The organism is Pseudomonas sp. KH_024_B2 (assembly GCF_057839965.1).
Window position 1 is genome coordinate 2,853,689 of the sequence record NZ_CM174502.1, and the last position, 25,146, is coordinate 2,878,834.

At 59.8% G+C, this 25,146-nt stretch carries 25 protein-coding genes; 12 read left to right on the forward strand and 13 right to left on the reverse strand.

Annotated elements, in window-relative coordinates; genetic code table 11:
* The first annotated feature begins 3 nt into the window (after positions 1-3).
* The 7 genes from AC3I0A_RS13410 to AC3I0A_RS13440 all read left to right on the forward strand — a co-directional run bounded on the left by AC3I0A_RS13410 (position 4) and on the right by AC3I0A_RS13440 (position 6,357).
* Positions 4-813, forward strand: a complete 810-nt coding sequence (locus tag AC3I0A_RS13410; protein WP_489378309.1) for an ABC transporter permease — start codon at positions 4-6, stop codon at positions 811-813.
* 17 nt (positions 814-830) lie between these two features.
* Positions 831-1,985, forward strand: coding sequence for an ABC transporter ATP-binding protein (locus tag AC3I0A_RS13415; RefSeq protein ID WP_489378310.1), 1,155 nt, complete (start codon positions 831-833; stop codon positions 1,983-1,985).
* Between the two features lie 376 nt (positions 1,986-2,361).
* Positions 2,362-2,847 (forward strand): flavin reductase family protein, encoded by a 486-nt coding sequence (locus AC3I0A_RS13420; RefSeq protein ID WP_489378311.1) that lies wholly within the window; start codon positions 2,362-2,364, stop codon positions 2,845-2,847.
* Positions 2,848-2,901: 54 nt separating this feature from the next.
* Positions 2,902-3,945, forward strand: a complete 1,044-nt coding sequence (locus AC3I0A_RS13425; RefSeq protein WP_489378313.1) for an LLM class flavin-dependent oxidoreductase — start codon at positions 2,902-2,904, stop codon at positions 3,943-3,945.
* A gap of 77 nt (positions 3,946-4,022) precedes the next feature.
* Positions 4,023-4,181 carry a hypothetical protein gene (locus AC3I0A_RS13430; RefSeq protein ID WP_489378315.1) on the forward strand — a complete coding sequence of 53 codons (159 nt, stop codon included), beginning with the start codon at positions 4,023-4,025 and terminating at the stop codon, positions 4,179-4,181.
* Positions 4,182-4,315: 134 nt separating this feature from the next.
* On the forward strand, positions 4,316-4,990 hold the full coding sequence (locus AC3I0A_RS13435) for a cysteine hydrolase family protein (RefSeq protein ID WP_489378316.1): 675 nt from the start codon (positions 4,316-4,318) through the stop codon (positions 4,988-4,990).
* 5 nt (positions 4,991-4,995) lie between these two features.
* The gene (locus AC3I0A_RS13440; protein ID WP_489378317.1) at positions 4,996-6,357 is read left to right on the forward strand and encodes a purine-cytosine permease family protein; all 1,362 of its coding nucleotides are present in this window, start codon (positions 4,996-4,998) and stop codon (positions 6,355-6,357) included.
* A 145-nt stretch (positions 6,358-6,502) separates the two neighbouring features.
* Here the strand turns inward: AC3I0A_RS13440 and lysA are convergent, their stop codons facing one another.
* Positions 6,503-7,741 (reverse strand): diaminopimelate decarboxylase, encoded by a 1,239-nt coding sequence (lysA, locus tag AC3I0A_RS13445; protein ID WP_489378318.1) that lies wholly within the window; start codon positions 7,739-7,741, stop codon positions 6,503-6,505.
* Positions 7,742-7,868: 127 nt separating this feature from the next.
* On the opposite strand from lysA, the gene AC3I0A_RS13450 reads away from it, so the two are divergent.
* The 4 genes from AC3I0A_RS13450 to AC3I0A_RS13465 all read left to right on the forward strand — a co-directional run bounded on the left by AC3I0A_RS13450 (position 7,869) and on the right by AC3I0A_RS13465 (position 12,725).
* A complete protein-coding gene (locus AC3I0A_RS13450; RefSeq protein WP_489378319.1) occupies positions 7,869-8,801 on the forward strand; it encodes a LysR family transcriptional regulator in 933 nt (310 codons plus the stop codon).
* A 503-nt stretch (positions 8,802-9,304) separates the two neighbouring features.
* On the forward strand, positions 9,305-11,863 hold the full coding sequence (nirB, locus tag AC3I0A_RS13455; RefSeq protein ID WP_489378320.1) for a nitrite reductase large subunit NirB: 2,559 nt from the start codon (positions 9,305-9,307) through the stop codon (positions 11,861-11,863).
* A complete protein-coding gene (gene nirD, locus AC3I0A_RS13460) occupies positions 11,863-12,246 on the forward strand; it encodes a nitrite reductase small subunit NirD (RefSeq protein WP_489378322.1) in 384 nt (127 codons plus the stop codon). The genes nirB and nirD overlap by 1 nt, the downstream gene beginning before the upstream one ends.
* A complete protein-coding gene (locus AC3I0A_RS13465; RefSeq protein ID WP_489378324.1) occupies positions 12,243-12,725 on the forward strand; it encodes a CBS domain-containing protein in 483 nt (160 codons plus the stop codon). Before nirD ends, AC3I0A_RS13465 begins: the two co-directional genes overlap by 4 nt.
* Before the next feature lie 135 nt (positions 12,726-12,860).
* Here AC3I0A_RS13465 and AC3I0A_RS13470 read toward each other — a convergent pair whose 3' ends face one another.
* The 6 genes from AC3I0A_RS13470 to AC3I0A_RS13495 all read right to left on the reverse strand — a co-directional run bounded on the left by AC3I0A_RS13470 (position 12,861) and on the right by AC3I0A_RS13495 (position 17,832).
* Positions 12,861-13,760, reverse strand: coding sequence for a polysaccharide deacetylase family protein (locus AC3I0A_RS13470; RefSeq protein WP_489378325.1), 900 nt, complete (start codon positions 13,758-13,760; stop codon positions 12,861-12,863).
* 136 nt (positions 13,761-13,896) lie between these two features.
* On the reverse strand, positions 13,897-14,661 hold the full coding sequence (locus AC3I0A_RS13475) for an ABC transporter ATP-binding protein (RefSeq protein WP_489378326.1): 765 nt from the start codon (positions 14,659-14,661) through the stop codon (positions 13,897-13,899).
* Positions 14,662-14,697: 36 nt separating this feature from the next.
* The gene (locus tag AC3I0A_RS13480) at positions 14,698-15,414 is read right to left on the reverse strand and encodes an ABC transporter permease (protein ID WP_489378327.1); all 717 of its coding nucleotides are present in this window, start codon (positions 15,412-15,414) and stop codon (positions 14,698-14,700) included.
* On the reverse strand, positions 15,411-16,139 hold the full coding sequence (locus AC3I0A_RS13485) for an ABC transporter permease (protein WP_489378328.1): 729 nt from the start codon (positions 16,137-16,139) through the stop codon (positions 15,411-15,413). The genes AC3I0A_RS13480 and AC3I0A_RS13485 overlap by 4 nt, the downstream gene beginning before the upstream one ends.
* Before the next feature lie 57 nt (positions 16,140-16,196).
* Positions 16,197-16,979 (reverse strand): transporter substrate-binding domain-containing protein, encoded by a 783-nt coding sequence (locus tag AC3I0A_RS13490; RefSeq protein WP_489378329.1) that lies wholly within the window; start codon positions 16,977-16,979, stop codon positions 16,197-16,199.
* A 448-nt stretch (positions 16,980-17,427) separates the two neighbouring features.
* The gene (locus tag AC3I0A_RS13495; RefSeq protein WP_489378330.1) at positions 17,428-17,832 is read right to left on the reverse strand and encodes a VOC family protein; all 405 of its coding nucleotides are present in this window, start codon (positions 17,830-17,832) and stop codon (positions 17,428-17,430) included.
* Positions 17,833-18,019: 187 nt separating this feature from the next.
* Between AC3I0A_RS13495 and AC3I0A_RS13500 the strand changes: the two genes are divergently transcribed.
* On the forward strand, positions 18,020-18,838 hold the full coding sequence (locus AC3I0A_RS13500) for a DeoR/GlpR family DNA-binding transcription regulator (protein ID WP_489378331.1): 819 nt from the start codon (positions 18,020-18,022) through the stop codon (positions 18,836-18,838).
* Positions 18,839-18,842: 4 nt separating this feature from the next.
* On the opposite strand, the gene otnI is transcribed toward AC3I0A_RS13500, so the two are convergent.
* The 6 genes from otnI to AC3I0A_RS13530 all read right to left on the reverse strand — a co-directional run bounded on the left by otnI (position 18,843) and on the right by AC3I0A_RS13530 (position 24,971).
* On the reverse strand, positions 18,843-19,625 hold the full coding sequence (gene otnI, locus AC3I0A_RS13505; RefSeq protein WP_489378332.1) for a 2-oxo-tetronate isomerase: 783 nt from the start codon (positions 19,623-19,625) through the stop codon (positions 18,843-18,845).
* A gap of 116 nt (positions 19,626-19,741) precedes the next feature.
* The gene (locus tag AC3I0A_RS13510) at positions 19,742-21,202 is read right to left on the reverse strand and encodes a GntT/GntP/DsdX family permease (protein ID WP_489378334.1); all 1,461 of its coding nucleotides are present in this window, start codon (positions 21,200-21,202) and stop codon (positions 19,742-19,744) included.
* A gap of 194 nt (positions 21,203-21,396) precedes the next feature.
* Positions 21,397-22,035, reverse strand: a complete 639-nt coding sequence (otnC, locus tag AC3I0A_RS13515; protein ID WP_489378335.1) for a 3-oxo-tetronate 4-phosphate decarboxylase — start codon at positions 22,033-22,035, stop codon at positions 21,397-21,399.
* Positions 22,032-23,324: a 3-oxo-tetronate kinase gene (gene otnK, locus AC3I0A_RS13520; RefSeq protein ID WP_489378336.1), complete on the reverse strand. Its 1,293-nt coding sequence runs from the start codon at positions 23,322-23,324 to the stop codon at positions 22,032-22,034. The genes otnC and otnK overlap by 4 nt, the downstream gene beginning before the upstream one ends.
* 10 nt (positions 23,325-23,334) lie before the next feature.
* The gene (gene ltnD / locus AC3I0A_RS13525; RefSeq protein WP_489378337.1) at positions 23,335-24,240 is read right to left on the reverse strand and encodes an L-threonate dehydrogenase; all 906 of its coding nucleotides are present in this window, start codon (positions 24,238-24,240) and stop codon (positions 23,335-23,337) included.
* A 26-nt stretch (positions 24,241-24,266) separates the two neighbouring features.
* Positions 24,267-24,971 carry a FadR/GntR family transcriptional regulator gene (locus AC3I0A_RS13530; RefSeq protein WP_489378338.1) on the reverse strand — a complete coding sequence of 235 codons (705 nt, stop codon included), beginning with the start codon at positions 24,969-24,971 and terminating at the stop codon, positions 24,267-24,269.
* Positions 24,972-25,146: the final 175 nt, after the last annotated feature.

The following is a 25,146-nucleotide window of genomic DNA, read 5'->3' on the forward strand; positions in this document are numbered from 1 at the left end:
ATCATGTTATTGACCGCCAATGCCATGAGCCGGCGCATGCGTCTGGGCCTTTACCTCACCACCGGGGTCATCGCGCTGTTCCTGTTGCTGCCGATCGTGTTCATCGTGCTGTTGTCGTTCGGCTCCTCACAGTGGCTGGTGTTCCCACCGCCGGGCTGGACGCTGAAGTGGTACCAGCAGTTCTTTTCCAATGCCGACTGGATGGACGCCGCTTTCGCCAGCCTCAAAGTCGCGGTCCTGACCACGATCTTTGCCGTGGCCCTGGGTTTGCCGACCGCCTTCGCCTTGGTGCGTGGGCACTTCCGCGGTCGGGAGATGCTCTATGGTTTGTTCACCCTGCCAATGATCGTGCCGCTGGTGATCATCGCCGTGGCGGTGTACGCGCTGTTTCTCAAGCTCGGCTACACCGGGACGATGTTCGCCTTTGTGGTCAGCCATGTGATCGTCGCGTTGCCGTTCACCATTATTTCGATCATCAACTCGCTGAAACTGTTCGATCAGTCGATCGAGGATGCCGCGGTGATTTGTGGCGCTTCACGCCTGCAAGCGGTGTTCAAGGTGACCTTTCCGGCGATCCGCCCGGGCATGGTCGCCGGTGCGCTGTTCGCCTTCCTGGTGTCGTGGGATGAGGTGGTGCTGAGCGTGATGATGGCCAGCCCGACCCTGCAAACCTTGCCCGTCAAAATGTGGACCACCTTGCGTCAGGACCTGACTCCCGTGATCGCCGTCGCCTCGACGCTGCTGATCGCGCTGTCGGTGCTGGTCATGGTGATCGCCGCCGCTGTGCGCCGGCGCAACGAAGTCAGCGCCTGAGCGCCTGGGAGTAAGTAATGAGTGCCGTGATCAAAGACCCCGCACAGCAGGACAACAAGACCCTGGTCAGCCTGCTCAATCTGAACAAGTACTATGGCGACTTTGCCGCCGTGGACAACATCTCGCTGGATATCCAGGACGGTGAATTCCTCACCTTCCTCGGCTCCAGCGGCTCCGGCAAAAGTACCACCCTGTCGATGCTCGCCGGCTTCGAAACCCCGAGCAGCGGCGAAATCCTGGTCAACGGCAAATCGCTGGTCAACGTGCCGCCGCACAAGCGCGACATCGGCATGGTGTTCCAGCGTTATTCGCTGTTTCCGCATCTGTCGGTGCGCGACAACATCGCGTTCCCGTTGGCGATTCGCAAACTGGCCAGCGCCGAACGGGAACGTCGGGTCGATGCGATGCTCAAGCTGGTGCAACTGGAACAGTTCGCCCATCGCCGCCCTTCGCAGCTTTCCGGCGGCCAGCAGCAACGGGTAGCGATTGCCCGGGCGCTGGTCTATGAGCCGCGCATCCTGCTGATGGACGAACCCCTCGGCGCGCTGGACAAAAAACTCCGTGAAGACTTGCAGGACGAACTGCGCCAGTTGCATCGGCGCCTGGGCATCACCATCGTCTACGTGACCCACGATCAGGAAGAAGCCATGCGCTTGTCACAACGCATCGCGATCTTCAGTCATGGCAAGATCGTCGGCCTGGGCAGCGGCTATGACCTGTATCAGAACCCGCCGAATGCCTTCGCCGCCTCGTTCCTCGGCAACTCGAACTTCCTCAAGCTCAAGGCCCAGGGCAATGCCGTGGCAACCTTCGAAGGCCAGCCGCTGTCGATCCGTCTGACCGCCGGCCTGCAAACCGATCAGGATGTGCTGCTGATGGTGCGCCCGGAAAAAGCCCTGGCCCTGAGCGTCGAGCAGGCCGCCAGCGCCCCCCTCGCCGCCGGCTGGAACGAAGTGTCGGCGAACGTCACGGAAGTGTTGTTCCTCGGCGAAAGCCAGACCTGCAGCGTGGTCACTTCCGGTGGTACGGCGATGACCGTCAAAGCCCTTTCTGCCGCCGGTATGCCGCTCAAGACCGGCGATCCGGTGCGCGTGCGCTGGGCGACTGCTGATGCTTGTGTCTACACCCAGTGGACGGAGAGTGATTTGAACAAGGCCGCTGGGGCGCACTGATCCCCTTCTCTGCCAAATCTGGCCAATGCCCTTTAACGAGGGCGTTGGCTTTTTTTGTGGGTGATGGATTGTCATGCGGGAAAGCCTGGGGTTCGAACGCTTTTCGTAGCAGCTGGCGAAGCCTGCGTCCGGCCACGAAGCGGTCGTGAAATCAGACAGCGCGGTGTTTCAGGTTAACCGTGGACACAGGGTTTACGACTGCTGCGCAGCCGGACGCAGGCTTCGCCAGCTGCTACGAGGGACCGTCCAGCCGATAACAATCATTCGTCTGCGCAAGGCAAAAACCACTTGCAAATGACGTATTACGGTATACCATCAGACACATAACTCATCCAAAAAAGGCGCACAGCGCTACCGTCTTGCCGAGGAACATCCAATGATCGACGCGAACGTCTACAAACTAGTCATGGGCTCCTTTCCTTCCGGTGTGACGGTCATCACCACGCTGGATGACGAGGGGCAAATCGTCGGCCTGACGGCCAGTGCGTTCAGTTCGTTGTCCATGGATCCGGCCCTGGTGCTGTTCTGCCCCAACTACAGTTCCGACTCCTACCCGGTGCTGATCAAGAACAAGCGCTTCGCCATTCATTTGCTTTCCGGCGAGCAGCAGAATGAAGCCTATGCCTTCGCCCGCAAAGGCAAGGACAAGGCGCAAGGTATCGAGTGGACCCTCAGCGAGCTGGGTAATCCGCTGCTGAGCAATGCCACGGCGATTATCGAATGCGAGCTGTGGCGTGAGTACGAAGGCGGTGATCACGCGATCATGGTCGGCGCGGTGAAGAACCTGATCGTGCCGCAGCAACAGTCCCGCCCGCTGGTGTATTGCCGCGGCAAGATGGGCGCGTTGCCGGCCTTTGCCTGATCCGAAATTCCCGAGCCTGACAGGCCAACTACAAAAAGATCCGAGGTATGCGTCATGAAATTTTCTTTATTCGTGCATATGGAGCGCTGGGACGAAAGCGTCAGCCATCGCCAATTGTTCGAAGACCTGACCGAACTGACCCTGATGGCCGAGGCCGGCGGCTTCAGCACCGTGTGGATCGGCGAACACCACGCCATGGAATACACCATCTCGCCAAGCCCGATGCCTCTGCTGGCCTATCTGGCTGCCAAGACCACCACCATTCACCTGGGCGCCGGCACCATCATCGCGCCGTTCTGGCATCCGTTGCGGGTGGCCGGTGAGTGCGCGCTGCTGGACGTGATCAGTAACGGCCGGATGGAAGTCGGGCTGGCCCGCGGTGCCTATCAGGTCGAATTCGACCGCATGGCCGGCGGCATGCCTGCCTCCTCCGGCGGCCAGGCGCTGCGGGAAATGGTTCCGGTGGTGCGTGCTTTGTGGAAAGGCGACTACGCCCACGACGGTGAGATCTGGAAGTTTCCGACGTCCACCAGCGTGCCCAAGCCGATCCAGCAACCGAACCCGCCGATGTGGATCGCCGCCCGCGACCCGGACTCGCACAACTTCGCCGTGGCCAACGGCTGCAACGTGATGGTCACGCCGCTGATGAAGGGCGACGAAGAAGTCCTCGACCTGAAGAACAAGTTTCAGGCCGCCCTCGACAACAACCCGGACGTGCCGCGCCCGCAATTGATGGTGCTGCGCCACACCCACGTCCACGCGGTCGATGATCCCGAGGGCTGGAAAGTCGGCGCCAAGGCGATCTCGAAGTTCTACCGCACCTTCGATGCCTGGTTCGGCAACAAGCAAGTGCCGGTCAACGGCTTCCTGGCACCCAGCCCGGAAGAGAAATTCGCCGGTCGTCCGGAATTCGAACTGGAGAGCCTGCACAAGACCGCAATGATCGGCACCCCGGAGGAAATCATCCCGCGCATCAAGTACTATCAGGAACTGGGCGTCGACGAATTCAGCTTCTGGTGCGACAACAGCCTGCCCCACGCCGAGAAAAAGAAATCCCTGGAGCTGTTCATCAAGCACGTTGTGCCTGCGTTCAAGTAAGCCTGGGTTACCCATACTGCCGGATCAACCCGGGTCCGGCAGTATCCGATCCGCATTGCCTGTCATGGTCGATTTTCATGATAAAGCGTCGATTCAATCCATTTGCAAGCTCCCCTGCTCCAGGCGCTGAACTGGCGTACTTGCGCGGCGATTCGACCTCTTCGCACATCCATCTCAAGCGCTTGCGCGCCTGCGTGTCGGCCAAGCAGAACGGCTTCTGGCAGACAATCACCTGAGCACACCCTGAGTTAGAACCACACCCCGACCGGACTTCGCCTGGCGAACCCTGTCGCTGTGTACTCTGCTTCGACTCGATTTGATCGAGTCCGCGAGGCGGCCGTTTGCGCCCCGCTCTTCATCAGGTTTGCTCATGAATAATAAAAACGCGCTCTTGATCATCGACATGCAACAGGAAGATGGCTTCACCCTGGAAAATCTCGAGGGGGTCATCGCCCATAACCTTGCATTGCTCACGGCTGCCCGCCGCAGCGCTATCCCGGTGCTCTACACCCGACACATCAATCAGGCAGACGGTTGCGACCTGCCTCCCGGCGAGCCGAGGGCCGACGATGGCGGTCCGAGCAGCTACCGGGCCGGCACCGCTCAAGTAGAAATCATTGCCGCGCTGGCGCCCCGACCGGACGAGCAGGTCATCGATAAACATCGCTACAGCGGCTTCCATCAGACTGACCTCGACGCACGACTCAAACACCTGGGTGTCGAGACCCTGATCATCAGCGGCGTGCTGACCGATGTCTGTGTGTTGACGACGGTTTTCGACGCCTTTTCGCTGGGCTATCGCATCCAGCTGATCACCGATGCCTGCACCACCAGCACCTGGGCCGCGCATTACTCTGCGCTGCTGATCATGGCCAACTGGGTGTACGCCATCGAGTTGTTCACCTGCGAGCAATTCCTGCGTTCGCTGCGCGGTGAGCACTTCGTCTGCTGCGCCCCCGGGCAGCCGGACCTGTTCGCCCACCAACCCGAAGAGTTGGCGAACACCATTATCCGTTTCCAATCCAGCCTTCAGTGCCAGGAGTGACCGCCATGAGCATCGAAAAAAGAAGCATCGATTTCATTCCAGAAGCCGAACGCTACGGTAAACCCGGCTCGCTGTTTTTCATCTGGTTCGGCGCCAACATGAACATCACCACCATCGCCTCAGGCGTGTTGCCAGTGGTGATCGGGCTGAATCTGTTCTGGAGCGCGCTGGCGATCATTCTGGGCTCGCTGCTGGGCGCGATCTTCATGGCCTCGCACTCGGCCCAAGGACCGAAATTGGGCATCCCGCAAATGATCCAGAGCCGCGCGCAGTTCGGGGTGATCGGTGCGATCCTGCCGTTGCTGTTCGTCATGCTGATCTACCTCGGCTTCTTCGTCAGCAACACCTTGCTGGCCGCCCAGGCCCTGGAATCTGTCAGTCCGCTGGGCAGCAACGCCAATATCTTTGTGATCGGCGCGTTGTGCTTCGTGGTGGCGCTGTATGGCTACCGGCTGATTCATCGGCTGCAAAAGCTGCTGTCGATCCTCTCGCTGTTGGTGTTCATCGCCGCCACGCTGCTCGCGCTGAGCCTGCCGATCCCGGCGGTGCAATGGGCGGCGACGGACTTCTCGCTGGCGAAATTCCTGATGGCGGTGAGCATTGCCGTGACCTGGCAACTGTCCTATGCCCCGTATGTAGCGGACTACTCACGCTACCTGCCGAGCAAAACGTCGATGCCCCAGGTGTTCTGGTACAGCTACGCAGGGACGGTCAGCGGCGGTGCCTGGATGATGATCCTCGGTGCGATCCTCAGCGTCGCCATTCCCGACTTCGCCAACAATGTCGGCGGCCATGTCGCCGGGTTGTTCGGCCCGGCCGCCCTGCTGCTGTTCGCGTTTATCGTCTATGGCCAGGTGTCGATCAACGTCTTCAACCTGTATGGGGCCTTCATGTCGACCATCACCGTGATCGAACCCTTCGCCCGCCTGCGCGTCACACCCCGGGTCAGAGGCGTGTTCATGCTGATCATCAGCCTGGTGGCCACGGCGTTGTGCACCATCAGTCAGGATGACTTCATCGCCTTCTTCCTCAACTTCATTTTCTTCATGAGCTATTTCCTGATCCCCTGGACGGCGATCAATCTGGTCGACTTCTATTGGCTGAGGAAAGGCGAATACCGGATTGACGATATCTTCGACATGAACGGCATCTACGGCCGGGTCAACTGGATCGCCTGCGCCAGTTTCATCGTGGCCATTTTGGTCGAGATCCCCTTCATGAACACCACCCTCTACGTCGGTCCGCTGGCCACGCAGCTGGGGGGCATCGACCTGGCCTGGGTCGTTGGATTGGTAGTCCCGGCCCTTAGCTATTACTGGCTGATGAGACTCGGCAAGCAGGTTTCAAGGGTTGGTGAGTTGTCGTAAAGACACTACGCAGAGGTTGATCACAGCTCATTGATCGTTCCCACGCGTGGGAACGATCAATAGATGGAAGTCGAAGTACTGTGGACCTCACGCCACAAAGCGATCAAATGGGCGACCCTGAGGCTAATGCCAGTAGACCTGGCTTTTAAAGCCCCAACTCCAGGGCCAGCAAGTCCGACAATGGCTGCGGGCGCCGAATCAATTTAGCTTGCCCTTGCTCGATCAACACTTCCGGCAACAGTGTGCGGCTGTTGTAGTTGGATGACATAGAGGCGCCGTATGCGCCGGTATCGTGCATCACCAGCAAGTCTCCAACCTGCGCTTCAGGTAGCAAACGGGGTGTGACACCCTGTTCATCCTGCGTGAAAATATCGCCGGATTCGCACAGGGGACCTCCCACTACACAGAGGTGTTCCGGGCGATCGACCGGGAAACCTTGGGAGTCCAGCACGGTTATGTGGTGATAGGCGCCATAGAGGGCTGGCCGCATCAAGTCATTGAAGCCGGCATTCACCAAAATGAAATTTCGACTGCCAACTTTCTTTACCGCGCGGACTTCGGTAACCAGATAGCCTGACTCGGCTACCAGGAAACGGCCAGGCTCGATCTCCATCCGTACTGGATGAGCAAGAAATGCCTCGATGTCCTGTTTGGCCTGGCTCCATGCGTTCGCATAACGCTGGATATCCACCGGCTCATCCCCCACACGATAAGGCGTGGAAAGCCCCCCACCGATGGAGAATGCTTCGATATCGTGGTCGAGTGCCTTCACCGCCGAGACCATTGCACAGCCCACTTGCTCAAGGTGCGCGTAATCAACACCTGAACCGATATGCATGTGCAATCCCACCAGCTTCAGCCCGAATTGCCGAATCACGCCGAGCGCTTCTTGAACCTGGTCATGCCAGATTCCATGCTTGCTGTTTTCACCACCGGTATTGGTCTTGCGGCTGTGACCGTGGCCGAACCCTGGATTGATCCGCAGCCAGACGCGATGGCCTGGAGACTGTTTGCCCAATTGGCGGAGCATATCAATCGAGCCGGTATTGACCTCAATGTTCAGTTCGACGACGCGTTGCAATGTCGCTTCATCGAACAGATCACAGGTCAGAACGATGCCAGCCGGGTCACCGCAAGGGCTGTATCCAGCGAGCAGCGCCCGCTCGATTTCACCCAGTGATACGGCATCGACCCGCACGCCTTGTTCGCGGATCAAACGGAGAATATGCAGGTTGGAGCAGGCTTTTTGCGCGTATCGAATGACATCGAAGCCTTGCAGTTGGTCGATGCGTGCCCTGATGGTCTGGGCGTCATAGCACCAGAGTGGGGTGCCGTGCTGTCTTGCAGTCTCGGCTAATTGCTGGAAAACGGAATGGTTGGGCATGGAGGGGTTCAATCTGAAGTAAAGAGAGAAGCCATCATGTCGACCATTCAGCATTCAATAAAATATCTATTCTTTGCTAGTCGATTCAGTTTTGATATAGGCCTTGATCAACTGACGGAGGCCAGGTGTGGCAATTTCCATACGGCATATCGAAGTCTTCCGCGCCATCATGCAGGCGGGAAGCGTCACCGCAGCGGCCTGCTTGTTATTTACTTCCCAACCCACGGTCAGCCGAGAATTGGCGCGGCTTGAAAGTATCTCTGGCCTTCGGCTGTTTGATCGAGAGGGAGGGAGGTTGGTACCGACGGCTCAGGCCATTATGCTGCTCGAAGAGGTTGAACGTTCCTACATCGGGTTGGAACGAATCAACAGCGTTGCGCAGTCGATCCGTCGCTTCGAACATGGCCAACTGAGCGTCGCCTGCCTTCCGTTGTTTTCCCAGACGCTGTTGCCCAAGGTCTGCAAGCACTTTCAGCAACAGCATATCGGCATTGGCTTGAGCATTGCTGCACAGGAATCACCCTTACTGGAAGAGTCACTCAGCGCCCAGCGTTACGACCTCGGATTGACCGAGGGCGAGCATGTACCTCGAGGTACACAAGGGCAATTGCTCTTTTGTTCCGACATGGTCTGCATACTGCCAGAGGGTCACCCTTTGCTATCCCGATCGCTCCTTGTAATGGAAGACTTTCGCGGCGTCGACTTCATCAACTTTTCGGGTCTGGATATCTATCGTCAGACGCTCGATGAGCACTTTCGCCAGGCCGGAGTCGATCGACATACCGTCATCGAAACAACCAACGCCGCATCGGTCTGTGCCATGGTCAGGCAAAAGTTGGGGGTGGCGATTATCAACCCTTTGACCGCCGTGGAGGAGTCAGGCAGAGGATTGGCCATTCGGCCGATCAACGTGTCCATTCCCTATCGCGTTATGTTGATCAGGCCTGATTATCGACCCTCCTCTATCTTCGTCGACGCCTTCTGCAACTCGTTGAGCGATGAGGCGATAAGTCTCGTCAGTACACTCGATAAGAGACTAGTGCCAGTTAAAGAGTCGTAACGATGCACGCAGCCTATGCGCCAGGCCCGCTCAGCCTACGGCAGCTCGGGTTCGCCATCAGCTTGCCCCAAAAAAGGCACCCAACAACTTTTCCGCACCCTTCTGGTTCAATTCTGCGTGGTGATCGATGACCCAGTGAAGCTGATGAGTGTCATCAAGAGCCCATGAACAAGCCGCGTTGTAGCGCTTTAACTCACCCGCCGCTAACGGTTCCGCGAAATCGAAACAGGTTCCGCCGAGACTGGCATGGAACCTGCTTTAGCTCTGATAAACATGTACTGATTCCCGCCGAACTCTCTAGCGGGCGTCCCATGTGGTCATCGCCGACCATCAGCCTCCAGAGGCGCGGGACAGGTGAACCAGGCAACGCGGCCTCGGTTAATCACCCACCAGACATCCATGAATACCAGGCAAAGGCGCCTGGAGCTGCTAGACGGCTCCAGGCGTTTTTTTTTGGTTTTTTTCTGGCCATGCCAAGGCGCGGCTTCGACTGAGGAAAGGCTATGAACGCTATCGTCACCCCGATCAAAAGCGAAACACTGGTCGTCATCGGCAACGGCATGGTCGGCCATCATTGTGTCGAGCAACTGATCGAGCACGGTGCCCTCGCCCACTATCACGTGCATGTGTTCGGTGAGGAGCGTCAGCGTGCCTACGACCGCGTGCACCTCTCCGAGTACTTCGGCGGCCGGGATGCCGAGTCCCTCGCCCTCGGCGAGGCTGATCTGTATGCCCGCCATGGCGTACAGCTGCATCTCGGGGTGCAGGTGCTGGAAATCGACCGCGAGCGCAAGGAAGTGGTCACCAGCGCCGGACGCCAGGCTTACGACCGTCTGGTGCTGGCCACCGGCTCCTATCCTTTCGTGCCGCCAATTCCCGGTGCCGAGGGTAACTCACGGTTGGTCTACCGCACCCTGGACGACCTCGACGCCATCCGCGAGGCTGCCACCGATGCCCGCCGTGGTGTGGTGGTCGGCGGCGGCCTGCTCGGTCTGGAAGCGGCCAATGCGCTGAAGTCCCTGGGACTGGAAGCGCATGTCGTCGAATTCGCCCCGCAGCTGATGCCGGTACAACTGGACGCCAGTGGCGGCGAGGCGCTGCGGGCACGGATCGAGGCCTTGGGTGTCGGCGTGCACCTTTCGCGAGCGACCCAGGAGATCGTCATCGGTGAAGACTATGCCTATCGCATGAACTTCAACGATGGCGAGTTCCTTGAAACCGATCTGATCGTCTTCTCCGCCGGCATCCGCCCGCAGGACGCTGTCGGCCGCAGCGCCGGGCTGGAGGTGGCAACCCGCGGCGGCGTGGTGGTCGACAATCATTGCCGCACCAGCGACCCGGACATCTTCGCCATCGGCGAGTGTGCCTCCTGGAACGGCAGCATCTTTGGCCTGGTCGCGCCGGGCTACAGCATGGCGCGTAACGTTGCCGCGCAACTGGCCGGTCAACACTACGAACCCTTCACCGGCGCCGACATGTCGACCAAGCTCAAGCTGCTGGGCGTCGATGTCGGTTCGATCGGCGACGCTCACGCGACCACGCCGGGTGCCAAGAGCTACCGTTTCATCGACGAAGCCAGCGCCAGCTATCGCCGCCTGGTGGTCTCTGCCGACGGCAAGCACGTGCTCGGCGCAGTACTGATCGGCGACAACAGCTATTACGACACCCTCCTCCAATACGCACAGAACGGCATCAAGCTACCCAAGGATCCGTCCAGTCTGATCCTGCCGCTGTCGGACGGCGCTCCGACGCTCGGCGCCGATGCGCTGCCGGACACGGCCACCCTCTGCTCCTGCCATAACGTCACCAAGGGCGCCGTGTGCTGCGCGATCGACGCCGGCTGCACCGATCTGGGCGAGCTCAAGGGCAAGACCAAGGCCGGTACCGGCTGCGGCGGTTGCAGCGCGCTGCTCAAGCAGGTGTTCGAACACGAACTGAGCGCCCGTGGCGTCGCGGTCGACAAGAGCCTGTGCGAGCACTTCGCCCATACCCGTCAGGAGCTGTACGCCCTGGTGCGCGTGGAAGGCATCATCAGTTTCGACGAACTGCTGGCCCGCCACGGCCGCGGTCACACCGGCTGCGATATCTGCAAACCGGCGGTAGGTTCGATTCTCGCTTCGTGCTGGAATCAACCAATCATGGATCCGTCGTTGGTCTCTCTGCAGGACACCAACGACACCTTCATGGCGAACATGCAGAAAAACGGCACCTACTCGATCATCCCGCGCATCGCCGCTGGCGAGATCACCCCGGACAAACTGATCGCCCTCGGCGCCGTGGCGAAGAAATATGACCTCTACACCAAGATCACCGGCGGCCAGCGCATCGACCTGTTCGGCGCCCAGCTGCATGAGTTGCCGGACATCTGGAGCGAACTGATCGAAGCCGGCTTCGAGACCGGCCACGGTTACGGCAAGTCGTTGCGCACGGTGAAATCCTGCGTCGGCAGCACCTGGTGCCGCTACGGCGTGCAGGACAGCGTCGGTATGGCGCTGCTCCTGGAGAACCGCTACAAGGGCCTGCGCGCGCCGCACAAATTCAAGCTGGCGGTGTCCGGCTGCACCCGCGAATGCGCCGAAGCGCAGAGCAAGGACATTGGCGTGATCGCCACCGAGAAAGGCTGGAACCTCTACGTCTGCGGCAATGGCGGCATGCGCCCGCGGCACGCCGAGCTGCTGGCCACGGATCTGGATGACGAAACCCTGCTGCGCTACGTCGACCGGTTCCTGATGTTCTACATCCGCACCGCCGACAAACTGCAGCGCACTTCGGTCTGGCGCGAGAGCCTGGAAGGCGGCCTCGACTACCTCAAGGAGGTGATCATCGAGGACAGCCTGGGACTGGGTGCCGAGCTTGAGTCGCAGATGAAACTGGTGATCGACCGTTACGAATGCGAATGGGCCAACGCCGTCAATGACCCGGAAAAACTCAAGCGTTTCCGCACCTTCGTCAACGACGAGCGCGGCGATCCGGATATCCACTTCGTCAAGGAACGCGGCCAGCGCCGCCCGGTCCATGCCACCGAACTCCAGCTGATTCCCGTTACCGAGGAGGTGCTCTGATGAGCCAGTCAAACGTCGTCCGTATCAACGCCGTTGAAAGCCCCGCGCAATGGCAAACGCTGTGCAGCCGTCACGATCTGGTGGCCAATTCCGGCGTCGTCGCCTGGCACGATGGCGTCCAGGTCGCGCTGTTCCACCTGCCCGATGCCCAGGACAAAACCCTGTACGCCATCGACAACCGCGACCCGAAGTCAGGCGCCAATGTCATCGGCCGAGGCATCGTCGGCAGTCTCAAGGGTGACCTGGTGATCGCTTCGCCGTTGTACAAACAGCACTTCCGTCTCGAAGACGGCAGCTGCCTGGAGTATCCGGAACAGAGCCTGCGGGTCTGGCCGGTGCGCTTGAACGGGGACGTGGTGGAAATTGGAGTGCAAGCCCCATGAAGACCATTACCCAACTGCTGAAACTGAAAACCACGCAAAACCAGGTCCACACCATCGGTCCGGATCAGATGGTGCTGGAAGCGCTGAGAGTGATGGCTGAAAAAAATATCGGGGCTTTACCGGTGCTGGAAAATGGCCAGGTGGTGGGCGTGATCAGCGAGCGCGACTACGCCCGCAAGATTGTGCTCCAGGGACGCTCCTCGGTCGGCACGCCCGTCAGAGACATCATGAGCGCGCCGGTGGTGACGGTGGATTCGCGTCAAAGCGTCGAGGCCTGCATGGGCATCATGACCGACAGCCACCTGCGCCACTTGCCGGTGGTGGAGAATGGGCAACTGCTGGGCCTGCTGTCCATTGGCGACCTGGTTAAAGAAGCCATCGCCGAGCAGGCCGACCTGATCCGCCAACTGGAGCAGTATATTCGCGGGGACTGGGCTGACATCCCGATGGAGCAATACGGTCGCAGCGTGACGGCTTGAGCATTGCTCCCTGTAGGAGCGAGCTTGCTCGCGATGGACTCAAGGGCGGCGCGTTTATTCAGAAAACACGCGTTATCGTTAACGTCCATCGCGAGCAAGCTCGCTCCTACAGAGACCGATTGCCACCTATGAATCCTAATGCGAGTCGCCACCCCACCACCAGTTCCAGAACCCGGGCAAACGCGCGGGTTCGGAACTGTCGCTGACAGTGCGGGCCATGGCGGCACGCTGCAACGCTGTCCGGTCGTCGTAAAAAGGTCTGGCGGCGGTTGCCAGGCCCGTCTCGCGCGCACTGTCGAGCAGGATCTGCAGATACTCCTGCATATGCCGGGCGGTGTAACGATTGAGGTCGTGAAAAGTCACCACCACCGGAATGACGCCATCGACCGTCGGCAGCTCTCCAGCGGCGACCCGCTCGCGCACCTCGGATAGTTGCCGCAGCATGTTGGAACGTCTGCGCAGACTGAAGTTGTAGCCCCATATCTTGCCGTCATTGGCGCTCAGGTCGGTCAGCAACACCTGCAGGCCATGGCGCTGATACGCGGCGAAAGTACGCTTGTCGTAATTCCAGAATGGCGGACGCAGCAGAGTCGGTGCCTTACCTGTGATCGCTGCAATGTCCGCGCTGCCTGCTGTAAGCGACTGTTCCAGTTCTTCCGGGCTCAGAGATCGGTGATTGCTATGCCCGGGCGTGGCGGTGTGGAAGCCCAGCACATGACCTTCGTCATGTTCACGGCGCATGATTTTTTGGCCGAGTTCACTACCGCCTGCCCGTGTCGCACGGGTCTGCACAAAAAACACCGCTTTGATGCCCGACTGCAGCGGATTACGGACCAGATCGTCAAGAACGGAAACCGTCGGATTGTAAAACCCGGACGCGCTTGGACCGTCGTCGAAGGTCAGTAGAAAACGGATGGGGGGTTGCGCGTGCAAACGCTGCGCAGTCTGCGGCGTCATTGCGATTGGCTGGCTGATACAACCGAGGAGGCCGACTGCGATAGCGAGCGCGGATAAAAGGGTGACGATCCGCTTCATGAATGTGCCTTGGTCCAGATCGATAGAGCGTGGAAGCAGCCCTTATACCATGGCCACTGGGCGCTTCAACTGCACCAGGCAGACAACTGACCTTTTGAGTGACTGGCCAGTCACTCAAAAGGTGTTGTACGGATGCTTACTTCAGGTTACCACTGAGGAACTGACGCAGCCGCTCGCTCTGGGGGTTGCCCAGTACGTCCTCGGGAGCGCCCTGCTCTTCGACCAGTCCCTGATGCAGAAACAGCACCTGGTTTGACACTTTGCGAGCGAAGCTCATTTCGTGGGTGACCATGATCATGGTCCGGCCTTCTTCGGCCAGCCCCTGAATCACCTTGAGCACTTCGCCCACCAGTTCCGGGTCGAGGGCCGAGGTCGGCTCGTCGAACAGCATGACTTCCGGTTCCATGGACAAGGCCCGGGCGATGGCCACACGCTGTTGTTGACCGCCAGAGAGGAACGCCGGGTATTGATCGGCGACGCGGGCCGGCAGACCAACCTTGTCCAGATAGCGTCGACCCCGATCTTCTGCTTCTTTCTTGCTGACACCCAGCACCCGACGCGGGGCCATGGTGATGTTTTCCAGCACCGTCATGTGGCTCCACAGGTTGAAATGCTGGAATACCATTGCCAGACGCGTGCGCAGTCGTTGCAGTTCGGCGGCGTCGGCCACGCGCATACCGTGCCGATCGTTGACCATGCGAATCGACTGATCGTCCAGGCTCATGGCGCCGCTGTTGGGTGTTTCGAGAAAGTTGATGCAGCGCAGAAAGGTGCTCTTGCCCGAACCGCTGGCGCCGATCAGGCTGATCACATCACCGGTTTTGGCTTTCAGCGAGACACCCTTGAGCACTTCGTGGCTGCCGTAGCTTTTATGTAGATTTTCAATGGTCAGTTTGTACATGGGTGCAAGCATCCTCAAGACGAAAACAGGTAGCCGCTAGGCCTGGTGAGCCGGGCCAAGGAAGGCCAGCCAACGGCGTTCGGCGAGGCGGAACAAGCCGACCAGCGCAAAGGTGACGCTCAGGTAGATCAGCGCGGTAATGCCGAACGATTGAAAGGTCAAAAAGGTCGCCGAGTTGGCGTCACGGGCGACTTTCAATATGTCCGGGACGGTCGCGGTAAAGGCCACGGTGGTCGAGTGCAGCATCAGGATCACTTCGTTGCTGTAGTACGGCAACGAGCGACGCAGGGCCGACGGCATGATCACGTAGGCGTACAGCTTCCAGCCGGTCAGGCCGTAGGCTTTCGCCGCTTCGACTTCACCATGGGCCATGCTGCGGATCGCCCCGGCAAAAATCTCCGTGGTGTAGGCACAGGTGTTCAGGGCAAAAGCGAGGATGGTGCAGTTCATCGCGTCGCGAAAGAACGCATCGAGCACCGGCTGCGCGCGCACTGCGGCAAGGCTGTAGATCCCGGTGTAGCAGATCAGCAGCTGGATATAGAGCGGTGTGCCGCGGAACAGGTAGGTGTAGAACTCTACCGGCCAGCGCAGGTAAAACCTGGGTGAGACCCGGGCGATAGACAGCGGGATCGACACCAGAAAACCGATGAAGATCGAGGCGCTGAGCAACCACAGGGTCATGGCCAGGCCAGTGATGTGGTAACCGTCGCTATAGAGGAAAGGCCTCCAGTAATCCTGTAGAAGTTCGATCATCGTACAGCCTCCCGGGAACCCGACGCATAATGCCGCTCAAGCCAGCGCAGGACGACGTTCGACGCGCTGGTAATCAGCAGGTAAATCAGCGCTGCAATCACCAGAAAGAAGAACAGTTGATAGGTGCTTTTGCCGGCATCCTGAGCGGCCTTGACCAGATCGGCGAGGCCGATGATCGACACCAGTGCAGTGGCCTTGAGGATCACCATCCAGTTATTGCCGATGCCCGGCAGGGCGAAGCGCATCATTTGCGGGAACACCACGAAGCGAAAGCGCTGGCTGCGGCTCAAGCCGTAAGCGGTGGCTGCTTCCATCTGCCCGCGCGGCACGGCGAGGATCGCGCCGCGGAAGGTTTCGGTGAAATAGGCGCCATAAATAAAGCCCAGGGTAATGATCCCGGCGCTGAACGGGTCGATCTCGATGTATTCCCATTCCATGAAGTCGGTAAAGGTACTCAGCCAGGTTTGCAGGCTGTAGAAAATCAGCAGCATCAGCACCAGGTCCGGCACCCCGCGAATCAGCGTGGTGTAGAGCTGCGCCGGAACACGCAACAGCTGGGTGCTGGAAAGTTTGGCACTGGCGCCGAGCAGGCCGAGCAGTACGCTCAACAATAGCGACAGTATCGATAATTTGACGGTCATCCAGGTGCCTTCCATCAGCAACGGGCCGAAGCCCTTCAAGCTGAAGGAGGAAAGCCCCAGAGTCAGTAACAGGTTTTCGAACATGGGTCAGGCCTTTGGCAGTCAAAAAAAACGCCCATCTTGCGAATGGGCGCCAGAACATTATTTGCCGCTGTAAAGATTCAGATCGCCAAAGTGTTTCTTCTGGATGGTGGCGTAGGTGCCGTCGTCGTGTATCGCTTTGATACCTTTATCCAGGAGGGCCTTGAGCTCAGTGTTGCCTTTCGAAAGGCCCACCGCAGTTTTGGATGGCAGCAGTTCGCTGTCGACCGCTTGGCTGACCTCGAAATCGACACCTAGCGGCGACTTCAAAAAGCCCAGTTCGGCTTGCAGCATGTCCTGGATCGAAGCGTCGAGGCGCCCGGAGATCAAGTCAGCATAGACCTGATCCTGGTTGGCATAAGCCTGGGTGGTGACGCCCGCCTTGTCCAGTACGGCTTTGGCGTAGGCTTCCTGGATGGTGCCTTGCTCGTAACCGACTTTTTTGCCTTTGAGCGATGCCGGGGCAATGTCGATGCCGGAGCCTTTCTTGAACACCAGCGCGGTCGGACCGGAGAACAGCTCATTGGAGAAATCGATAGCTTTCTCGCGGGCCGGGGTGACGGTCATGGAGGAGATGACGCCGTCGAACTTATTGGCTTTGAGGCCAGGAATCATGCCGTCGAAGTCGCTTTCGACCCATTTGCACTTGACCTTCAGCTCGGCGCAGATTGCATTGCCCAGGTCGATATCGAAACCCACCAGGCTGCCGTCGGCCGCTTTCGACTCGAACGGTGCGTAGGAAGGGTCAACGCCAAAACGCAGTACCTTGTATTCCTTGGCCAGCGCGGAGCCTGCGGCCATGCACAACGCCAGTGTAGAAAGGGTCAGCAATGCTTTTTTCATTATTCAATCCCTAAAAACCAATATGAGCGCTTGTGGCGCATGAGTACTGCTACTGGAACGCGTGCGCCAAGACTCTTACGCACACACACTTACTTGTACATACAAGCATATGCAATCAAGCGGCCAACTCGTTGAGTGGACGCTCGAAAAGGTCTTTAAATAAGGTGACAGCCTTCTGGAATGGGGCTTACAAGACGACAGGTAAATTATCGAAGCGTTTTTCGAAGGTGCTCGCGGCTGTTACCGGAGCAGCGTTTTGCGCTGTGAAGGTACGTCTGGTAACAATTTAGGATGGGGGGGAAATTAAGAAAAGAAGCGTCGAATGCAAAACCTGTGGGAGCGAGCCTGCTCGCGATTGCAGCGACGCGGTACATCTGAAAAACCGCGCTGCCTGCATCGCGAGCAGGCTCGCTCCCACATTGGATTTTTTTTGCCCGAAAAAGTCGAATCAGGCTGTAGCCAGCTCACAATTGACCATCCAACCGATGCCAAACTGATCGACCAACATGCCAAAACCTTCAGCCCAGAACGTTTTACCCCACGGCATGCTGACAGTGCCATCGACCGCCAACGCATCGAACACCCGCTGCCCTTCGTCGGTATCCTTTACCGAAACAAACAGCGACATTCTCGTCGTCGGGTTGTTGTCACTGCAGCCATCGGAAGCGCATAACTGGCTATCGCCGATACGCAAACGGGCATGCATGACGCTGTCCGGATCGGGCATCTGCTGTCCTAGCGGGGCTTCCCTGGAATAAAATATAAATTCGATTTTGGCACCAACAGCGGATTCGTAGAACTTCAGCGCTTCTTCGCAACGTCCGGCGAAGAACAGGTTGGGCATAATCAGCATGACAAAATCCTCCACGTGATTCACACGCCAAGCCTGGCGCGCGCCTATCCATTGTAGGAGCTGCCGAAGGTTCGGGCCGCGTTCGGACGATCTTTTGATCTACGCAACAACTCGTTCCTTTACCGCAGATTCGCTACTATGTTTGCCCCGCTCTCTTGTTGGCGGTTTTCTTCATTCTGGAGCTCGAATGCCTAGTCAAAAGGACATCGCCGTCGAAAGCGGCGCACCGATGATTCCTGAGCAGCGCCGTGAGTTGATGCTGCGCCAGTTGCGCAAGCATCAGGTGCTGAGCGTTCATCAGTTGATGGAGATGTTCGACTGTTCGCACATGACCATCCGCCGCGATATCGCGCTGCTTGAACAGGAAGGCCGTGCTTACTCGGTCACCGGTGGCGTGCGAATTGCCAGCCAGCTCCACAGCGAGCCCAGCCATCAATTCAAGGCGGTGGTCGAGTTACCGCAGAAACAGGCGATGGCCAAGCTTGCCGCACGGTTACTGCATGCCGATATGACGATTTATCTGGATGCGGGGACGAGCACGCTGGAGATCGTCCCGTACATCAAGGCGCTGTCGGGCATGACCGTGGTGACCAACGACTTCGGGATTGTCCAGGCGTTGATCGATGCGCCCCATGTCACGGTGATTCACACGGGCGGGCAGCTGGATCATTCCAATCAATCGTGCGTGGGCGGTCTGGCGGTGGCCACCTTGCGCCAGGTCGTCACCGATATCGCCTTCATCTCTACCAGTTCCTGGGATTTGCATCGCGGCCTCACCACGCCTTCGGCGTTGAAGGTGGAGGTCAAGCAAGTCGCGATGCAATCGGCCTCGCAAGTGGTGCTGGTGGCCAGCAGTTCGAAGTACGGCACGTTCAGCATGTACCGGATCGCCGGGCTCGAGCAGTTCGACATCATCCTCAGCGACGATGCGCTGACCCCTGCCGCGGCCGATAGCATCCGCAAGCAGGGTGTCGAACTGTTGTTGCCTTCCGATAGCAGCGTGTAGGGCGTTAGCGCGCCTTCCAGTCACGCAACCACTGCAAGCCGGCCGAGGTGTTGCCACGCGGCCGGTATTCGCACCCGACCCAGCCGTCATATCCCAACTGGTCGATCAGCTCGAACAGATAGGGATAGTTGACTTCTCCCAGGTCCGGCTCATGCCGGTCCGGCACGCCAGCGATCTGGATATGGCCGATGCCGTCGAAGTCCCGGCGCAGTTTAGTGGCCAGATCGCCCTCGACGATCTGGCAGTGGTAGCAGTCGAACTGAACCTTCAGGTTAGGGGCGCCCACTTCCTTGCAGATGGCCTGGGCCTGATCCTGGCGATTGAGGAAAAAGCCCGGCATGTCCCGCGTATTGATCGGTTCGAGCAGCACCGTGATGCCGGTTTTGGCGGCCTGCGCGGTGGCGTAAGCCAGGTTCTCCAGGTACACGCCATGATGCCGTGGACGATCGTTTTCCGACGGCAGCAGCCCGGCCATCACATGGATGCGCGAGTTGCCCAGCACCGCGGCGTACTCCAGCGCGCGATCGAAACCGCTACGAAATTCACTCTCGCGGCCGGGCAATGACACCGTGCCGCGCTCGCCCGCCGCCCAATCGCCGGGCGGCGCGTTGAACAGTGCCTGTACCAGGCCGTTGTCGCTCAAGCGCTGTTTGAGTTCCTGGGCGCTGAAGTCGTAGGGAAACAGGTACTCCACCGCTTCGAAACCATCGGCGGCCGCGGCAGCAAAGCGATCGAGAAACTCGTGTTCCGGGTAGAGCATGCTGAGGTTGGCAGCAAAACGAGGCATGTTAGCTCCTATAGATTGATGGCTTTTTTGTAGGAGCCGAGCTTGCTCCGGGCGGCGTTCCGACGATGGCGATCTCAAGTACGCCATCGCCGGCAAGCCGTGCTCCTACAGTTTCGTTAGACAAACGGCCAGATCAGCAGGGTAATACCGAAACCCAACGTACCGAGCAAGGTGGTCAACACCGTCCAGGTGCGCAAGCCGTCGGCCACGTTCAGCCCGGACAGCTTGGTGAAGATCCAGTAACCGGCATCATTGATATGGGACATGGCCAACCCGCCACCGCCCATGGCCAGGCACAACAGTGCCATGTGGTTCGCCGTGAGATCGAGGGTAGCGATCAGCGGACTGATGATGCCGGCGGTAGTCACCAGCGCTACCGTGGTCGAACCCTGAACCGCACGCAACAGCATGGTCAACAGGAAGCCCAGCGCGAGCACCGGCAGACCGGTGGTGCGCAGCATATCGGAGACCACCGCGCCGATTCCGGTATCCACCAGCACCTTGCCGAACACACCGCCGGCACCGGCAATCAGAATCACCATGGCCACACCGGGCAAGGCCGAGCCGATCACGTCGGACACCTGAGTACGACTCCAGCCCCGACGCGAACCCAGCAACCAGGCACACAGCAAGGTATCGATCAGCAGCGCCACCAGCGGCGCGCCGAGCACGGTCATGATGCCGCGCAGGACCGATTCGGCAGGCAGCAACGAGGTGGACAGCGTCCCCAGCAGAATCAGAATGATCGGTAGCGCGATCAGGCTGACGATCATACCGAAACCCGGTGGTGGCGCCGGCGGCAACTTCGAGACGATGCTGCTGGTGGCCTCTTCCAGGCCCATGTGCGACACGGCCACAGCCGCTCGCTCAGCGCTCTTGCCGTTGCCATTGGACCAGGCGGCCAGATCTTCGTTGGTGACATGCGGGCCATAGACCTCGGCACGAATATCGTCGGTCATCGGGTACACCCGACGGGTCATGCGCCCGGCCACGCGGTAGCCGACATAGCAAAGGAACGCGGTGATCGGCAGACCGAACATCAGCACCCGGCCAAGGTCGGCGCCCAACTGGCTGGCAGCGGCCACTGCACCCGGATGTGGCGGCAGAAAGGCGTGGACGGTCAACAAGGCAGCGCACATCGGCAGCGCGAACACCAGCAGCGGCTTACGCGCACTGCGGGCAACACCATAGGCCAGCGGCATCAGGATGATCACACCGACCTCGAAGAACACCGGCACCCCGACCATGAACCCGGCAATCGTCAGCGCCAGCGGCGTGCGTCGATTGCCGAAACGGCTAATCAGCGTCTTGGCCAGCGCCTCGGCACCACCGGAGAGCTCGATGATCCTTCCGATCATCGCGCCCAGGGCAATGATGATCGCGATATGGCCCAGGGTCTTGCCCATGCCGCCTTCGATGGTGGCGACCAGATCGGCCGGTTTCACCCCGGCCACCAGCGCCACCAGAATGCTCACCAGCATCAAGGCCACGAAGGGCTGGAACTTGTACTTGAGCACCAGGAACAACAACAGAGCGATCCCTAGCCCTGCGGTAACCATCAGGATTAACGGGCTCATTTCAGCAGCCCTCCACGTCGGGTGAACGAAAGGGTTCTGCTGAAAATGCCACAGTGAAGGCGAGTCATGCCTGAAATTCCTCTTGTTATTGTATTTTTAGGCAAGCCGGGGCCATCGAGAGTCGCTGCGCGTCTCCCGGACAGGGCCTGCGTTATCTATCTGTCGTGTTCTATCGTTTTAAAAAAATCAGCGCTCTACCAATGCGCACCGAAAGTCTCTCGCAGCTCGTCCAGCGCCGCCTGATCGAGCGGCTCGGGCTTGGGATTGCTCATCAGCCACAGCCGTGCGGTTTCCTCGAGTTCTTCCAGGGCGTAGCTGGCCCTGGAAACCGAACTCTCCCAGACCACCGGACCCAGCCGTTCGAGCATCACGCCGCGAACGCTGTTGGCCAGTTGCGCGACCTGTTCGGCGACCTTCGGCGAGCCGGGACGCTGGTAGCCAATCAACGGGATAGGCCCGACTTTCATCACCTGATAGGGCGTCAGCGGCGGCAGGATGTTGTCCGGCTGCCAGACACCTGCCAGCGTCAACGCCACCAGATGGGTGGAATGGGTATGCACCACGCCACCGACGTTCGGGTTGCGGTCGTAGACCTGGCGATGCAGCGCCAATGTCTTTGAGGGTTTGTCACCGGACACCCATTCGCCGGCCAGATTGACCTTGGCGATGGTCGCCGGATCGAGGCGGCCGAGGCAGACGTCGGTTGGTGTGATCAGCCAGCCGTCGTCCAGGCGCGCGCTGATATTGCCGGCGCTGCCGACGGTGTAACCGCGTTCATAAAGGCTGCGGCCAACCTGGCAGATTTCTTCGCGCAAGGCGTTTTCATTACTCATTGCGCACCTCCGGCCAGTTGCTTCAAGGCTTTGCTGAAGAAATCGCGACCACCGAAGTTGCCCGATTTGAGTGCCAGGGCCAGAGGCTCATCAGTACTGCTGACCGTCGCCGGCACACCCGGATCGATCTGCGCGCCGATCTGCAGCAGTTGCACACCCAGCGCCTGAACCACGGCGCCCGAGGTTTCACCGCCAGCGATGACGAAGCGTCGCACGCCGCTCTGACGCAGGCCCTGAGCGATCTCACCCAAGGCGTTCTCCACCAATGTACCGGCCCGTTCGACGCCAAGTTGCTGTTGCACCGCCTTCACTTCGTCCGGGGTGCTGGTGGCGTAGATCAATACGGTCTGTTCATTGTCCTTGGCGAAGGCCAAGGCTTGGGCCACGACCGGCTCGCCCGCCGCCAGGGCCAATGGATCAATCCGCAGCGCCGGCCGGCCGGCTTCGAGCCAGGCCGCGACTTGCCCGTTGGTGGCGATCGAAGCACTACCGGCCAACACCACTTCACCGCCGAACACCGCCGGGAGTTTCGCGGCATCGAGGTCGCGCAATTTGCCGGCGCGACGGAAGTTTTCCGGCAAGCCCAGGGCCAGCCCCGAACCGCCGGTCAACAGCGGCAGGTCGGCGCAGGCGGTGCCGAGGGTGTACAGATCGCGGTCCGACAAGGCATCGGCGATCGCCATGCCGACACCTTGAGCCCGCAGCTCGGCGATTCGCCCACGCACCTGCTCGGCCCCTTGGGCAATGGTGTCGTAGCGCAACAGGCCGACATTCAGGCTAGTCTGCGATTGCAGCACCCGAACCAGGTTGGCATCGGTCATCGGCGTCAACGGGTGATGCTGCATGCCCGATTCGCTGAGCAACTGATCCTGCACAAACAAGTGGCCGCGAAAGATCGTCCGGCCATTCTCCGGGAACGCCGGGCACGCCAGGGTGAAGTCGCTACCCAGCGCCGCCAGCAACGCTTCGCTGACCTGGCCGATATTACCGGCCGCGGTGGAGTCGAACGTCGAGCAATACTTGAAGAAGATCTGCTCGCAGCCTTGCTCACGCAGCCAGGCCAGCGCTGCGAGGGACTGTTCGAGCGCTTCGGCGACGGGAATGGTGCGCGACTTCAGGGCAATGACGATCGCATCGGCGTCGAGCCCGGCAGCCACCTCGCGGCTCGGAATGCCGATGCTTTGCACGGTGCGCATACCGCCGCGCACCAGCATGTTGGCAAGGTCCGTGGCCCCGGTGAAATCGTCAGCGATGCAACCCAGCAATGGGCGTGCAGTGGATGGGTTCATTGGGCGTTCCTCAAACAGGCTCAGTCTTGGCAGTCGGCAGCTCAATGCCGGGGAAAATCTTGATCACTGCCGAATCATCCTCGCGACCGAAGCCTGCACTGGAAGCCTGCATGAACATCTGGTGGGCGGTGGCCGACAGCGGCAACGGGAATTTGCTGGCCCGGGCGGTATCCAGCACCAGCCCCAGGTCCTTGACGAAAATATCCACCGCGGACAACGGCGTGTAGTCGGCCTTGAGAATGTGCGGCACGCGGTTTTCGAACATCCAGGAATTACCGGCGCTGTGGGTGATCACTTCGTAAAGCGCATCGGCATCGACCCCTTCGCGCAGGCCCAGCGCCATGGCTTCGGCAGAGGCAGCGATGTGCACCCCGGCGAGCAGCTGATTGATGATCTTGACCTTGGAACCCAGGCCGTGGGCATCACCGAGGCGATAGACCTTGCCAGCCATACCCGCGAGTACCGCATCTGCCTTGGCATAAGCCTCGGCCGGGCCGGAGGTCATCATGGTCATCTCACCGGCAGCCGCCTTGGCCGCGCCACCGGAGATCGGTGCATCCAGATACAGCAGGTCTTGCCCGGCCAGGCGCTGGCCCAGATCCACGGCGTAGGTCGGGGCCACGGTGGCGCAACCGATCACCAGGCTGCCAGGGCGCAACGCAGCGACGGCACCACCCTCGCCAAACAATACGGTCTCGGTCTGCTCGGCATTCACCACCACAGTAATGATCACGTCGCACTCAGCGGCCATGTGCGCGGGCGAAGAGCACGCCACCCCGCCCTCGCCGGCAAACTGCTCCGTCACCTGTGCACGCACATCGCAGGCATGCACATTGAAACCGCTGCGCAACAGCGAGCGGGCAATGCCCAGGCCCATCGCGCCCAGACCGACAACACCGACATTCTTGTTATTCATGGGGGACTCCAGAGGAAAGCAGCGGCTTATTCCACGCCAGCAAGGCGCAGACGGCGGGCCGCGTTGTAGATATGGGCGCGGGCGGCATGGCCAGCGGCGAGCGGATCGCCCAGCCGGATGGCAGCCACTACCGCTTGGTGTTCTTCATGTACCTGATGGGAGAAATCCGCCCGGCCCGCTTCATTGGTGCGGGTGATGCGGGTGGCTGCCTCCAGGTACTGACTGACGAATTCCAGGGTCTTGAGAAAGTAAGGATTGCCCGTGGCTTGAGCGATAGCCCGGTGAAACGCCACATCGGCGCGAACACCGTCCAGCCCTTCATCGACCTCTTCATCGATGCGCGCCAGCGCCTCGTCTATCAGCACCAGATCGGCTTCGCTGCGATTGAGCGCCGCCTCGGAGGCGATTTCCGCCTCGATGGCACGCCGCAGCGCCAGCAGGTGAAACACACTGCCGGGGAGATTGGCTTCGGCATAATCGATACGCAGCGGGCGGATGTTGGCGTTGGCTGTGACGAAGATGCCGCGCCCTTGTTGGGGCTGCAGCACGCCTTCGTTCTTCAGGCGGGAAATGGCCTCGCGGACCACGGTGCGGCTGACGCCGAAGGCTTCTGAAAGCATGGCTTCACTGGGCAGTTTGCTGCCGGTGGCGAACACACCGTTCTCAATCTTGTCCAGCAGCTGCTGGGCGACGCTGTCGCTCAGCACGTGAGTCGGGACCTTGTCGAACATCGTAGCCATCCTGTTTTTGTCTTGTTATCAGGTTGTCATACAGGTTGGACAGATAATCCTCCAATGATCGAATTATGTGAAGTGTTTTTTTAAAATAACATTTTTTAACATCAGATCCAGCCAAGCACAGGAGAAGGGTCGGCTGGATACGCGTTAGCCCCAACCCGCGACTGAT